This is a genomic window from Rectinema subterraneum, from assembly GCA_009768935.1.
Taxonomy (GTDB): Bacteria; Spirochaetota; Spirochaetia; order Treponematales; family Rectinemataceae; genus Rectinema; species Rectinema subterraneum.
Genome location: WESA01000035.1, coordinates 17,652 through 31,223, shown reverse-complemented (window position 1 = coordinate 31,223; position 13,572 = coordinate 17,652). Strand labels below are relative to the sequence as shown.

Annotated in this window: 10 protein-coding genes; 4 read left to right on the top strand and 6 right to left on the bottom strand. The window is 52.7% G+C overall.

The features are described 5' to 3' along the window. Positions 1–381, top strand: a 381-nt coding sequence (locus GAP13_RS09270; protein ID WP_158908049.1) for a hypothetical protein, incomplete at its 5' end; no start/stop codon positions are given. A gap of 128 nt (positions 382–509) precedes the next feature. On the opposite strand, the gene GAP13_RS09265 is transcribed toward GAP13_RS09270, so the two are convergent. Genes GAP13_RS09265 through aroF form a run of 6 tightly spaced genes read right to left on the bottom strand, consistent with a single transcriptional unit; the run spans position 510 to position 7,005 of the window. Further along, on the bottom strand, positions 510–2,027 hold the full coding sequence (locus GAP13_RS09265) for a YfcC family protein (protein WP_158908048.1): 1,518 nt from the start codon (positions 2,025–2,027) through the stop codon (positions 510–512). Between the two features lie 40 nt (positions 2,028–2,067). Continuing rightward, on the bottom strand, positions 2,068–2,844 hold the full coding sequence (locus GAP13_RS09260; protein WP_158908047.1) for a prephenate dehydrogenase/arogenate dehydrogenase family protein: 777 nt from the start codon (positions 2,842–2,844) through the stop codon (positions 2,068–2,070). Then, positions 2,841–3,899 carry a bifunctional chorismate mutase/prephenate dehydratase gene (locus tag GAP13_RS09255; protein ID WP_158908046.1) on the bottom strand — a complete coding sequence of 353 codons (1,059 nt, stop codon included), beginning with the start codon at positions 3,897–3,899 and terminating at the stop codon, positions 2,841–2,843. Before GAP13_RS09255 ends, GAP13_RS09260 begins: the two co-directional genes overlap by 4 nt. After that, positions 3,896–4,918: a chorismate synthase gene (locus GAP13_RS09250; protein ID WP_158908045.1), complete on the bottom strand. Its 1,023-nt coding sequence runs from the start codon at positions 4,916–4,918 to the stop codon at positions 3,896–3,898. The genes GAP13_RS09255 and GAP13_RS09250 overlap by 4 nt, the downstream gene beginning before the upstream one ends. After that, entirely contained in the window at positions 4,915–6,060 is a 1,146-nt protein-coding gene (locus GAP13_RS09245; RefSeq protein WP_158908044.1) for a 3-dehydroquinate synthase, read from the bottom strand. Before GAP13_RS09245 ends, GAP13_RS09250 begins: the two co-directional genes overlap by 4 nt. A gap of 9 nt (positions 6,061–6,069) precedes the next feature. Next, positions 6,070–7,005: a 3-deoxy-7-phosphoheptulonate synthase gene (gene aroF, locus GAP13_RS09240; protein ID WP_241864329.1), complete on the bottom strand. Its 936-nt coding sequence runs from the start codon at positions 7,003–7,005 to the stop codon at positions 6,070–6,072. A 133-nt stretch (positions 7,006–7,138) separates the two neighbouring features. On the opposite strand from aroF, the gene GAP13_RS09235 reads away from it, so the two are divergent. From GAP13_RS09235 to pheT, 3 genes are read left to right on the top strand one after another with little or no spacing between them, the layout of a single operon-like run. Then, on the top strand, positions 7,139–10,132 hold the full coding sequence (locus GAP13_RS09235; protein WP_158908042.1) for a PEP/pyruvate-binding domain-containing protein: 2,994 nt from the start codon (positions 7,139–7,141) through the stop codon (positions 10,130–10,132). A 51-nt stretch (positions 10,133–10,183) separates the two neighbouring features. After that, positions 10,184–11,746 (top strand): phenylalanine--tRNA ligase subunit alpha, encoded by a 1,563-nt coding sequence (gene pheS / locus GAP13_RS09230; protein WP_158908041.1) that lies wholly within the window; start codon positions 10,184–10,186, stop codon positions 11,744–11,746. Positions 11,747–11,775: 29 nt separating this feature from the next. Further along, positions 11,776–13,494: a phenylalanine--tRNA ligase subunit beta gene (pheT, locus tag GAP13_RS09225; protein WP_158908040.1), complete on the top strand. Its 1,719-nt coding sequence runs from the start codon at positions 11,776–11,778 to the stop codon at positions 13,492–13,494. The last annotated feature ends 78 nt before the right edge of the window (positions 13,495–13,572 follow it).

Sequence of the window (13,572 nt, the reverse complement as noted above, 5' to 3'; positions counted from 1 at the left end):
CTCAGCAATCCCCTTTTTTCTTCCAACTACATCGACCGGGAGCTGCGCAAAGACCTCGCGCACCACCACCGGGAAACAGTCTGTTTCAACCGCAATGTCGCAAACGGCATGATGCGCCTAAGCTTGTACCTCCTTGGCCACAACTACCTCAAGCCCTTTCGTATTCGCGCACACAAAGGAACGCATCCTCGTACGCATGCTGAGGCAGCGGGGATTCCGGTACACCTTGTGCAGCACTTTGTGCAGGCGCTCACGGGTGGGATACGGGCATTCTTGAGCCGCTGCACGCTCTCCGAGACGATGCGACGGACCTGGGAGAAGCGCTGGAAGACGCCAGGGAAAACAAAGGCTGAGTACATTCCGAAATATGCGCTTGCATAAAATGGTTTCGGGAGTGAAGAAAGAAGGATGCGCTGGTCTCGCGCATCTGAAGGGAAGATGAGAAAGAGAGAGGTGCATGCTTGGTAGTGCGCGCTGTTCGCTTGGCACAAGGTTGGAAGCACTACCAATTAGAAAGGCCCGAACCGAATTCCGACGGCAATTGCAAGAAAAATCGACGTCACGACGAGAATTATCGCCTGCAGTTTCCATGTCCAGCGCATCCATCGCGGGTAACTCACGACAGTGAACGAAAGAGCAATCAAGAGCAGCGCGTTTGTCGGGAATATCATGTTGGAAAAACCGTCGCCGAAATCGAAAGCGAGCACCGCAGTCTGTCGGGTGATCCCTACCAGGTCTGCTAATGGCGTGAGCAGCGGCATCATGAGAAAAGCCTTTGCGCTCGCCGAGCCGATAAAGAAATTCATGACCAGCGTCGTCAGATAGACAAGGAAAGCTGCGGAAAGGGGAGGTGCTTGGCTGATGAGCGTCGCGGCTCCATGCAGTATCGTGTCCATGATCTTGCCGGATATGATAATGTGTTTGACACTGTAAGCCATGAGGATAAGCACAATGCCTGGCAATAGATTGCCTGCTCCCCGAATAAATGTCGCTCCGATGTTGCCTGGCCGAACCTTAGCCAGAAGCCCGCCGCCTATGCCGCCAATGAGGAACAGCAGCGCCATAACCGGGAACGCGAGGTCAGAAAGGCCCGGCATGCGCGCAGTCACGAGCACGATTGCCATCGCAGCACCGACGCAGGAAGCAAACCATATAAGCCCTTTCGTTTTGGCGCGCGATGATGCGGTATCGGTATGTTTGCCGCCATTCGGAGCAGCGGTATTGTGGGCCGCTTCTGCCTCGCCCGCAGCCAGCGAGGCGCGGATCGCTTCGTCCTCTTTGAAGGTGAGGGAGGATGCGGGGTTGCGCTCGACCTTTTTGGCATGCCGGATCATAAATGTAGTTACAATTCCATATACAATAATGAAAAATATAATTCTGAGCCATGAGCCGGAAAAGAGCGGCAAATCCGCTATCCTCTGGGCCACTGCAATAGTAAAAGGATTAGTGACGGCAGAAGCAAATCCGAAAGCGAGCGGCAAAAGGCTTAGCCCCAGGCCGGTGAGCGAATCCCAGCCAAGAAAAATAGCGAGCGGCACAATGAAGATGATCATGGGGACCATTCCTTCGTACACGCCGATAAAGCTCGAAATCGCCATAAAGAAAAAGATTATCACCGCAATGAGCAGGTATTTCCTTTTCGAAAAGCGCTGAACCAGCGTCTTTACTAGTTCCTCCATAATCCCTGCACCTTCCAGGATGGAAATTGAGCCGCCGACACAGAAAATGAAAATGATGATCGTAATAAGCGCGACATTGTCTTGAGCAAAAAGGATTTCTACAGGAGCGGTCAGCCATCTCCAGGCAGGGTAGTTCGGCTTTGGGACCTCATGGTAGGTACCATTGACCACTAGCGTCTTGCCATCCTGAATGACTCTCTGGTACTCCCCTGAAGGAAGCACAATGGTCAATATGCCGGAGACGAGCATAAGCACAAGAATGATTCCGGCAGAGAGGAGAAAGGCCTTTTTGCCGATTTTAATGGCACTTTTCTGAGAAACCTTGGCGTCCTGTTTCGTTCCGGTCATTGAGCGCTCCTATGTGTCATCTTTTCTCAAGTTTCAGGGGTCATTCTCCTATATTGCGCCTGAGGCTGTCCAGGAACTTTTTCATCTCTTCGTAGTCGCGCTGGCGGATGATATGGGTAAGGTAGGCGAGCTTCGAGTTGATGAGTTCGAGCTGGCGGATGGTGTAGGGGTTGAACATAATTTCGGTAAGAAGCCGGTCATCCTCTGAGAGAAGGCCTTTGGCGATGCTCAAGTGCCGTTTGAAGTTAGTCCCGGGAGCATCCTGTTTTTTCATGCAGGCTGCAAAGACCATAGTCGATGCAAAAGGTGTTGCGAGTGAATAGGCGACGGTCTTGTCATGTTCTTCGAAGCTGTATTCGAAAATGCGGATTTTCAGGCCTGCGTAGAAATTTCTAAAAAAGGCAGCGCCTTCTTTGCTTGACTCCGAAATGATAATTGCGCTTTCTTCATGCAGATCGCGGATATTGGCAAGCGTTGGACCGAACATGGGGTGACTGGAAACGAAGGCGCGCCCCGATTGCTCATAGTATTCCTTGAAGCCGGTTTTGACGCTCGCGATGTCGCTTATAATGCAGGTTTTCGGCAGATAGGGAAGGGTTTTATCGAACGCTTCGAGTGTATAGCCAAGAGGTACACAGTTGATAAAGAGCTCAGGCTCGAATTCCGCGAATTCCTCGATTGAAAGCGCTCGGTGCACTTTGATGAAATACTTCATTTTCAGAAGGTCAGTGTCGTGCACCATGACATCATGATGCCAGCACAGTTCTTCGGTGAGCCAGGCGCCCATACGTCCTGCGCCCAAGATTGCGATTCTCATTCTTCTACCCTCATTTCCTTGTAACAGCCGAGGATTTTGAAGCCTTCCGCCAAAGCTGAGACTTTGCTGATTGCCTTCTGCACAGCCGCCGATAATAGCGCGCCTTCAAAGTCGATGAAAATCGCATATTTCCCCGGAGTATCGGGCACGGATTCGATTCTGGTGAGATTGATTTTTTCATCGGCGAACACGCGGAGTACGGCGAAAAGCGAGCCTGCCTTATTTCCGGCTGTAAATACTGCAGAGCATTTGTCGCCTTCCGCATCGCTTTCTTTTGTTGAAATTACAAAAAAGCGCGTGCGATTATGCGGTGTGTCCTGCACATCTTCCTTTATTATTTCGAGGCCATAGAGGTCGGCGGCGAATTTACTCGCGACTGCGGCGATGCCTTTTGGACGGCTTTCGGCAAGCGCTTTGGCCGCTCCTGCGGTGTCGTAGTATGGCTCCGGATCCAGATGATTGCGATACAGGAAATTGCGGCACTGCGCGAGCGCTTGCGTGTGGGACCAGACGGTTCTCAGCTCCCTGTGATCTGCTCCGGGCAAAGTCAAGAGGCAGTGACGGATCGGCATGTCGATAGCGGCCACGATTTTCAGGCTTGTATAGATGAGGATCGAATTGACAGGCCCCACAATTCCGCCAAGAGTGTTTTCCACCGGGACGATCCCGTAATCATAGATGCCTTTTTCGACACCTTCGAAGACATCGGAGAATTCGCGGCAGGGTATGGTGGCGGCATTGGGCATGAGCACCCGCAAGGCAACTTCCGAATATGCTCCATGCTCCCCCTGGAAAGCGACAGTCTGAAGGCCCGCTTCCTGAATGCGCCGGCTTTCTGCCATGATCTGTTCATACATTTTGACGGAAAAAGCCGGGTCGAGAAGACACTGGCTCGATCGGCGCACTTTGTCGAGAATTGCCTGTTCGCGCGCGGTGTCCAGCGTAGAGGTTTTGAAGCGCCGTGCCAGGATCGCCTTTTCCATACGCTCGTTTAACAAAGAGAGAATTTTCGCATCGACGCGGTCGATATCGGTTCGAATATCATCGAGATTCATGATTTCCTCCATGGAATATTGGATTCCCATGATTTTCGTGCGCGGGCGACAAGCGCCAGGTCTGCAAGCGCACAAGCAGCAGCGGCTTCGAGGACAACTGCGCTTCGAAGCGCAATACAGGCATCATGGCGCCCTTTGATTTCCAGTTCTGTCGGTTCATTGCGGGAAAAGTCCAGGGTACGCTGCGGCTTTGCGATGGATGAAGCGGGTTTGACCGCGACGCGGATCACAAGCTCATTGCCATTGGTGATGCCTCCATTAATGCCGCCTGCACCATTGCGGGCAGTTTTTCCGTTTTGGTCGATAAAGGGATCATTGTGCTCGGAGCCCTTCATGGCAGCGGCAGCAAATCCATCGCCAAATTCGATGCCGCGGACAGCCGGCACGGCAAAAATAAAGTGAGCGATCACACTTTCGGCAGCATCGAAAAAAGGCTCTCCCCAGCCAGCGGGGACGCCTGCAATGCGGATTTCGACAAGCGCGCCAACGGAGTCGCCTGCCTCTTTGGCAGCACGAATGGTTTCTGCGATCTGTTCAGAGCCGCCAGCGGCGATGATTCTTGTATCGAAGGAGATGGGCGCACAGTGAGCCAGGATTTTCTTCGCTATAACGCCAGCAGCGACGAGCCCGATAGTAATGCGGCCCGAAAAATGCCCGGAACCGCGGGGATCGTGCCAGCCGGCATATTTCATCATTGCGCTGTAATCGGCGTGGCCCGGGCGCGGGATATGCATAAAATCCGCATAATCTTCGGATTGCGTGTTTTCGTTGCGAAATTCGATATGGATGGGTGCGCCTGTTGTTCGCCCTCGAAATACGCCGGACAGCAGCAAGGGTGCGTCCGACTCAACGCGTGGGGTTGTTCCTTCGGCTCCTGATTTCCTGCGCCCAAGGTCGGCAGCAAAATCATTTTCAGACAAAGAAATCCCCGCAGGGCAGCCGTCGATAATTACGCCAACTGCTGGCCCATGCGATTCCCCATAGAGCGAAACACGAAATATAGTGCCGCCAGTATTCATAGAGCACTCCTTGTTGTGCTGTCCTCTGAGGCGGATTTGGTAAGCCATTCCAGAGCTGCCTCGAGTTGGGGCAAAGTAACTTCTTCGATACGCAGATCGCCGATCGCATGCGGCATAACAAAATCAACAATATCGCTACGGCGCTTTTTGTCTGCACGCATGAGCTCGAACAGCGCTTTTTTGTCTATTGGCCGGTCCGCCAGATTGAATGCGGCTTGCATACTTGTCGGAAGACCAAAGCGTGCAAGTAGGCGTTCGATTCGTTCGGCTGCGGCCAAAGAGAGCGCTCCGCGCTGCACGGCAAAACGATTCGCTGCTGTCATGCCAGCTGAAACGGCAAAACCATGTGGCAATCCTGTAAGAAGCTCGATTGCGTGTCCGAAGGTATGCCCGTAGTTGAGAACATGCCGCGCATGTGCATCGAGAAAATCCGCCTGGACATATCGAAGCTTGACCTGCTGAGAACGCTGTACCAGTTCTTTGAATGCACCAGCTTCCAGTTCCGGCAGAGCTTTCCCTGACATGGCAATCCTTTCCAGAAATTCTACATGATCTTCGCTGTCGAGCAGCGCATGCTTTATTGCCTCGGCCATGCCCGAAGCGAGGTCTTGCGGCGAAAGACTGTGGAGCCAGGCAACATCGCAGAGAATATGCGAAGGCATGTGAAAACTGCCTACGATATTTTTCGCGTAGCCCACATCGATCGCGTTCTTTCCGCCGATCGATGCATCGATCATTGCAAGAAGAGTCGTAGGAGCCAGCACAAGCCGTATACCCCGCATCCATGTGTGCGCGACGAAACCTGCCAGATCGCTCACCGACCCGCCGCCAATCGCAACCAACACTGTATCGCGGTTTGCGTCGAGATTAAGAAGCGCATGGTATACCGACTCAAGAACAGGAAAGGTCTTGCATGGCTCTCCATCAGGCACTTCAATCCAGCGCAAGCCGCTCTCCTTCTGGGCTGCGTGGGGCATGTCCTTAAGCGAAGCAGCAGCGTGTGTCGCATTGCTGCTTGCAAGCAGAGCCTCGGCTCTTTGCCTAAGAGCGCGGCTTGTAATGAAGATTGCCTTGTCTAAAGGGACAATTTCCATTAAGGACGAGAATGGGCCAAAAAGTATCTCTGTGCGGTCGGTTTGCATGCAGCGCTCCTAATCGACCGCTTCGGAAAAGGCGCCGGGCAGCGGAGGAGCGGCATTCTGCGCATTGTTCTCTTGCACTGCAGATTTGCCAGCTGGAGTATCCATGTTTTCTTGCAATGCAGAAGACATTTCCGGCTCATCCATAAAAGCTCTGAGCTTCCTCAGTTTATTCATGAGCGATTCGAACATGGGCACAGTGAGCTGCTGATCCTTGTCGCTCAGAGCGGATGCGGGATCGATATGTACTTCAATTTCGAGCCCATTTGCTCCAGCCGCGACAGCTGCCAGGCTCATGGGTTCGATGAATGACAAAATGCCAGTGCCATGCGAGGGGTCGATAATAATTGGGAGGTGGCTTTCGCGCTTGACCGCAGGAATCATCGACAGGTCAAGGGTGTTCCGTGTGTAGGTTTCAAATGTGCGAATCCCGCGTTCGCACAGGATCACATTGGGATTGCCCTCCGCCAGAATATATTCCGCACAGTTGAGCCATTCTTCGAGCGTGGAATACATGCCGCGTTTCAGAAGTATGGGCTTGCCGGACTTGCCTGCTTCCCGCAGAAGTGAAAAGTTCTGCATGTTGCGCGCTCCAATTTGCAGCACATCCGCATATTCTCCGACCCAGGAAACATCGCGCGTATCTACTACTTCCGTCACAACAGGAAGTCCTGTTTCCTTACGCGCCTTGTCGAGAATCTTGAGGCCCTTGAGGCCGAGCCCCTGAAATGCATACGGCGAAGTGCGCGGCTTGAATGCTCCTCCGCGAAGCATATGCGCACCCGCATTTTTAACGGCAATTGCGGTTTCGATGGTCTGGCGCTCGGTTTCTACAGAACATGGGCCAGCGATGATGACCAGACCTTCACCTACTCGTATGCCATTGACGTCGATAATCGTTGTTTTCTGCCCGGGTTTTCGCGCTGCGAGTTTTATATTTTTAATCACGGCAGACTCCTTTTCATGCATGGCTCATCTGTGCAAAGCCATGTACAGGTTCTGGCAATCATACCTATGCATAGAAACGCGGTCAAGGTTCATGAATATTCATTTCTATCGAAAAACAGCATAATATAGCAGTATGTATTTCAACGAACTTGTTTCGGCGTATGATCGCCAGCGCCGCGAGCGGAACATCTACCATGATCTCATGCGTGACCGCGTAAGGGAAGTGCTGCTCGTGGGGAGTCTGTATGATTCATTTGTCGTGGAATCCGATGGTGTGCTCACCGAACAGATCTACGGCGAGTATTTCAAGCTGAATCTGAATACAATTCCACGCGTAACCTGCGCATATACCGAGGAATCCGCACTCGACCTTTTCCGGGAAGGCCGGTTCGACCTGGTTATCATAATGGCGAGCCTGGATTTCGATATGCCACTGCGGCTTGCTGCATTGATGCGCAGCATCTGGCCGGATATTCCATTATTGCTGATGGTTACCAACAATTCGAGCCTTGCCATGCTCGACATGGAAAGGCCTGAGCTATCAGCTTTCAATCGAATCTTCGTCTGGAACGGATATTCCAAGCTCTTTGTGGGAATGATCAAATATATTGAAGACTGGCGGAATGTCGAGGCAGATACGCGCGCATGCGAAGTGCGGGTTATTCTTCTTATAGAAGATTCTGTCCGCTATTATTCGCGATATCTCCCCGTACTCTATAAAGTGGTGCTCCGCCAGACACAAGCCCTTGTCGAAGAAGAGCATATTACCGAAACCTACAAGCTCATGAGCATCCGGGCGCGCCCCAAGATTCTTCTTGCAAGCACCTACGAGGAAGCGCTTCGTATTTTTGAGACCTACAAGCCATATTTGCTCACGGTCATCACTGATATCCGGTTCAACCGGAATGGCGCATGCGACGAAAATGCAGGCTTCGATTTCGTCAGATTTGCCAAGCAGGAACTGCCGGACCTTCCGGTGCTCGTGCAATCGAGCGAACCGAACGTACGCGAAAAAGCCTTTGCGGTCGGAGCTTCCTTTATCGACAAAAATTCGGAATCGCTCGAAATGGAGCTTGCTTCCTTTCTGCAAACAAATCTTGGATTCGGAAACTTCATTTTCCGCTTGCCCGATGGCAAAGAAATCACCCGAGCGCGGAATATGAGCGAGTTTGTCCAGAAACTCAATGAAATTCCTATTGAAAGCCTTTTGTACCATGCGGAACATAACCATTTCTCCGCATGGCTCATGGCTCGCGGCGAGATACATGTAGCCAAGATATTGCGACCATATAAAATCACCGATTTCAGCTCTCCCGTCCAGCTTAGGCAATTTATCGTCCGCATGATCGATCAGATCCGGTCGACCCGATCCAGGGGCATGGTTCCGTATTTCGATCCGGAAATGGTCGAATACCAGCGGTATCTGTGCAAAATTGCAGACGGATCAGTGGGCGGAAAGGGCAGGGGCCTCATTTTTATCCACTCGCTTCTGGAGAATCTGGATTTTTCTCAGTACATTCAGGGCGTGCGCGTTTCAATGCCGAACACTGTGTTTGTGGGCATCGATGAATTCGAGCATTTTCTCGAGCTGAACGGCCTCTGGGCATGGGCATACTATGGCGACAGTGCTTCGGAAGTGCGCAAGGTATTCGTGGAAAAGTCTCTTACCCTTCAGCTCCAGGATCGCCTGAGGCAGTTCCTTGCGGTGAGCACCAAGCCGCTCGCGGTTCGCTCCAGTGGTCTTTTCGAAGATATGCTCATGGTTCCTTTTTCTGGTGTATACGATACTTACATTCTTCCAAACAACCACCCGGATCCTGAAGTACGGTTAAAGCAGCTCTGCGACGCAATAAAGCTCATCTATGCAAGCCTTTTCTCGAAAGAAGCGCGCGCTTATTTCGAAGCGGCGAATTACAATCTCGAAGAAGAACGCATGGCGGTAGTGATACAGGAACTGGTCGGAAGCCCGCATGGCGGGTATTTTTATCCTCATGCCGCTGGTGTTGCTCAGTCATACAATTACTATCCCGTCTCATATGTCAAACCTGAAGACGGGCTCTGTATCGCCGCGCTCGGCCTTGGCACCTATGTTGTTGGCGGCGGGTCGGCATACCGTTTCTGCCCCAAATATCCTAAGCTCGACGTGCTTTCCCCGGACCATGCGCTCGAAAGTACCCAGCGATATTTTCATGCCCTTTCGCTCGAAGACGAAGCCCCTGACCTCCTAAAAGGAGAGATGGCGAGCCTTTCAGAACTGCCTGTAAGCACAGCGGAAAAGGACAGGTATTTTCCGATGCTCGCATCGACGTGGGATAGCGCCGATCAGCGCTTTGTACCCGGTGTGCAAGCAAAGGGCTCCAGAGTCATAGATTTTGCAAATATGCTGAAATATGACGCCTATCCCTTCGCAAAGGCGATCGAGGTTGTTCTCGATGTTGCAAGCAAATCGATGGGCACCCCGGTAGAAATCGAATATGCGTTCAATTTCGATGCAGGCAGAGAGGAACCAGTACTCTATCTTTTGCAGCTGAAGCCGCTTATCCATATCGAGGACCGCATTGAAATCGATCCGGCTTCGATCTTGCCGGAGGCGTGCTTTATTCTTTCGCGCAATTGCATGGGCAATGGCCGGGATGTAAGCATACGAAATATAATCTGGGTCGATCCGCGTACATTCGATCGCTCGGAAACTCTGGAAATTGCTGCGGAAATTGACGAACTCGATGCAATCGCGAGGCAGGAGAGCTTCAATTATCTTTTGATAGGCCCGGGACGCTGGGGTACTCGCGATCGGTGGCTTGGTATCCCCGTTTCGTTTTCCCAGATTTCGCATGCAAAAGCCATTGTAGAGGCAGATCTGCCGGGATTTGCAGTCGAAAGCTCCCAAGGCTCCCATTTTTTCCACAATCTCACTACTATGCGGATCAAATATATAAAAGTGACCCAATCCTCAGCGGACAATTTTGTCGATTGGGAATGGTTGTACCAGATGCCAACCCGAATTCGCACAAAGCATTGTGCGCTGACCAAACTTGAATCGCCGATGGATCTGCGGTTTGACGGGCGCAGCGGGATTGGAGCGGTAATAAAGTCAGCTGGCTTATCGAACAATGGGTCCAGCCGTTGACCAGGGCAGCCTTTTCCGGCAATACTCATGCAAACGACAAGGCAGGCAAAGATGATTGATCAAAGCGCAGCACGTGCACTTCATCCCCTCGAGGTGAAGATACTTTTGGCATTCAAGGTTGGCGATACCATAGACAGCGCCCTCGTCAGAGAGAAGCTGGGTTTCAGGGAAGGCCAAGACCAGCAGGCATTTTCATGGCTTATGGCGAAAGGTGTGCTTGAGGAAGCAGACAGGCAGACAGAAGTCTTCTATGAACTCACGCCGCTCGGCCAGGAATGGCTGGAAAAGGGTACGCCTATCAGGCGGATTTTCTCGCTCATGAAAGAAATCGGGCCAATGAGCCTTCCGGATATCGCCCAAGCGCTCGGCTTCGATCAAAAAACGGTCGGTTCGGCATTCGGCTCGCTATCGAAAGAAGGCGTATGTGCAATGGATGAGGCGCGCCGCGCCATTCTCACCAAATCAGCGCTGCCCCAGCCCCTTCTTGACATCGAAGCCCTGCTCAAAGCTGCCGCAGCTAACGCTGGCTCCCTTCCCGAAAAATCACTCACGCAGCAGCAAAAAGCCCTCATGGCCCAGATCGCCAAAAAGCGCGGCGCTCAGGACGCACCATTCCGCATCGCCGAGCGTGCAAAAGTGCTGTTTCGCCTGACCAGTCTCGCAGAAGATTATCGCCAGGCGGTGACCGCACTTGGCATGACAGGAGAAGAGTTCGGCGCGATCACTCCCGACATGCTCGAAAAGGGTACCTGGAAACTGGGTACATTCAGACCGTATAACGTGCAGATTCCTCCAGCCCGCGTCATCCCCGGTCGGCGCAATCCATATGTCGAGTTCCTGGACAGCGTCAAGGACAAGCTTGTATCGCTCGGCTTTGAGGAATTCGACGGCAACATGGTGGAGACCGAATTCTGGAATTCAGATGCGCTTTTCATGCCGCAATTCCATTCCGCTCGCGATATCCACGATGTCTACTACATCGACGAGCCGACACATGCGAAGTTTATTGAAGAGCCGCACCTGTCGCGCGTCGCAGCCGCGCACGAAAACGGCGGCAATACCGGAAGCCGTGGCTGGCAGTACCAATTCGACCGCGATTTTACGCGAAGACTCATTCTGCGCAGCCAGGGAACCGTACTCTCGGCGCGCCAGCTTCCCAAGGCGAAGGTGCCCGGTAAGTATTTCGGCATTGTCCGTTGCTTCCGCTATGACCGCGTCGATGCGACGCATCTTTCGGATTTCTATCAAACTGAGGGCATTGTGCTCGGCGAGGATGTGAATTTGCGAACCCTGCTGGGATTCTTGGAAATGTTTGCGGTGGAAGTAGCAGGCGCCAAAGAAGTCAAATATGTGCCGGGGTATTTCCCCTTTACGGAGCCCTCGATCGAAGTGCATATCAAGCACCCGGTGCTGGGCTGGTTCGAGCTCGGCGGCTCGGGAATTTTCAGGCCGGAAGTGACACGGTCGCTTGGCATCGATGTGCCGGTGCTCGCGTGGGGAATCGGCATTGACCGCATGGCGCTTATGGCGCTCGGCCTCAACGATCTTCGCGAGCTGTTCAGCCCCGACCTCGAGAGTGTGCGCATGCGCCGCTCGCAGTACAAAATCCAGTGACAAAAATCTAGTGAGCGCGGAGACAATCTATGCCGAAAATTGAAGTAAACGAAGAACTCTTCTTCCGCCTCGCGGGGAAGACATGGTCAGATAAAGAAGCATTCGAACAGGATCTCACGGTCGCAAAGGCCGAGCTCGACGAATGGGACACCAGTCTTCCCGCAGACAGCGAGCGAACAATAAAAATCGAGCTCAACGACACCAACAGGCCCGATCTCTGGTCGACCGCGGGGCTCGCCCGTCAGCTCAGAATCTATCGGACGAACAACATCCCTTCGTATCCATTTTTTGCTTCCCAAAAGAAAAAAATTGCAGCGCCCTATCGTGTGGTCGTCGAACGATCGGTGAAGGAAGTGCGTCCATGGCTTGCTGGCTTTGTGGCAAAAGGCCCGGCGATAAGCGATGCGCTCCTGCGCGACATGATTCAGACGCAGGAAAAGCTTGCATGGAATTTCGGGCGCAAGCGAAAGGGTGTGTCCATCGGCATTTACAGAATTTCCTTGATCGAATGGCCTGTGCGCTACTTTGGCGCTGACCCCCACAAAGTCTCTTTTGTGCCCTTGCAGGAAACACGTCGTATGACGCTCAGCCAGATACTCGAGGAACATCCGAAGGGCATCGAATATGCCTCAATCCTCAAAGGCAAACCAATTCACCCGCTCCTCACCGATTCAAAAGGAAGGGTGCTTTCGTATCCGCCGATCATCAATTCAGCAGACCTTGGAGCAGTGCAGGTTGGCGATACTGAAGTCTTTATCGAAGTGACAGGCTCCGACTATCCGTCTGTCGCGCTTTCGAGCTCGATAATGGCCTGCGATCTGGCTGATATGGGCTTCGAGATCAAAAACGTCCAGGTCGATTACGAGTACGATACGCTGTTCGGCTCTTCGATTGTGTTTCCATATTATTTTCAGGGAGAGATTTCGGTTTCGATCGAAGAAGCGAACAAGCTCCTCGGCTCCGGGCTCGATGTCGCCCAGGCGATCGATGCCCTTACCCGCATGGGTTTGTGCGCATACTCTGAGGACGGCCGGACAATTCGCGTCGCTCCCCCCGAATACCGAAACGATTTTCTGCATCCTGTCGATATTGTCGAAGACATTATGATTGGTCATGGCTTGGAAAATTTCCCGCCGGAAAGGCCCAGGGATTTTACGATCGGCCGGCTTACACCGATTGAGCGTTTCTCCCGCAAGGCAAAAAGCATCATGGTCGGACTCGGCTATCAGGAAATGATTTACAACTACCTTGGTTCGGGAAAGGACTATGCGGAGAAAATGCAGATTCCTGCTTCCGCGCTTGTGAAAATTGCCAATCCGATGACCGAGAACTACGAGTATGTCCGCAATTCGCCGCTTCCTGGGCTTTTGCAAACCGAGAGCGTTTCTTCCAAAGCATCGTATCCGCACCGCACATTCGAAGTCGGTAAGGTTGCGCTCAAGGATGTGGACGCAAACTACGGCATTGTAACGCGGCAGTACATCGGATTTTTGACGAGCCATGCGCAGGCTGATTATAACGAAATCGCTTCGCATGTCGCGGCGCTCATGTATTTCCTGGGCAAAGAATATACAGTACGCGAAGCTTCCGATCCACGGTTTGTGCCGGGCAGGCAGGTCGAAGTGCTTGCAGGCGGAAAGCGAGCCGGCGTGTTCGGCGAAGTCCATCCGGCGGTGCTCGAGGCCTTTGGGATAATGATGCCCTGTGCCGCCGGCGAGCTCGATCTGGATATGCTGATCGAAGAATAAGGTCTGGGTTGGGCCGGGCTGCAAGCTCGGCCGCGAGCCGGCAATATTTGAATCAAACCGCCTCATCCGCCGCGTCAT

What these genes read in the sequence shown, in the direction of transcription:
- GAP13_RS09265 (WP_158908048.1), bottom strand. Translation starts at nt 2,027, where the DNA reads ATGACCGGAACGAAACAGGACGCCAAGGTTTCTCAGAAAAGTGCCATT.
- GAP13_RS09260 (WP_158908047.1), bottom strand. Translation starts at nt 2,844, where the DNA reads ATGAGAATCGCAATCTTGGGCGCAGGACGTATGGGCGCCTGGCTCACC.
- GAP13_RS09255 (WP_158908046.1), bottom strand. Translation starts at nt 3,899, where the DNA reads ATGAATCTCGATGATATTCGAACCGATATCGACCGCGTCGATGCGAAA.
- GAP13_RS09250 (WP_158908045.1), bottom strand. Translation starts at nt 4,918, where the DNA reads ATGAATACTGGCGGCACTATATTTCGTGTTTCGCTCTATGGGGAATCG.
- GAP13_RS09245 (WP_158908044.1), bottom strand. Translation starts at nt 6,060, where the DNA reads ATGCAAACCGACCGCACAGAGATACTTTTTGGCCCATTCTCGTCCTTA.
- GAP13_RS09235 (WP_158908042.1), top strand. Translation starts at nt 7,139, where the DNA reads ATGTATTTCAACGAACTTGTTTCGGCGTATGATCGCCAGCGCCGCGAG.
- pheS (WP_158908041.1), top strand. Translation starts at nt 10,184, where the DNA reads ATGATTGATCAAAGCGCAGCACGTGCACTTCATCCCCTCGAGGTGAAG.
- pheT (WP_158908040.1), top strand. Translation starts at nt 11,776, where the DNA reads ATGCCGAAAATTGAAGTAAACGAAGAACTCTTCTTCCGCCTCGCGGGG.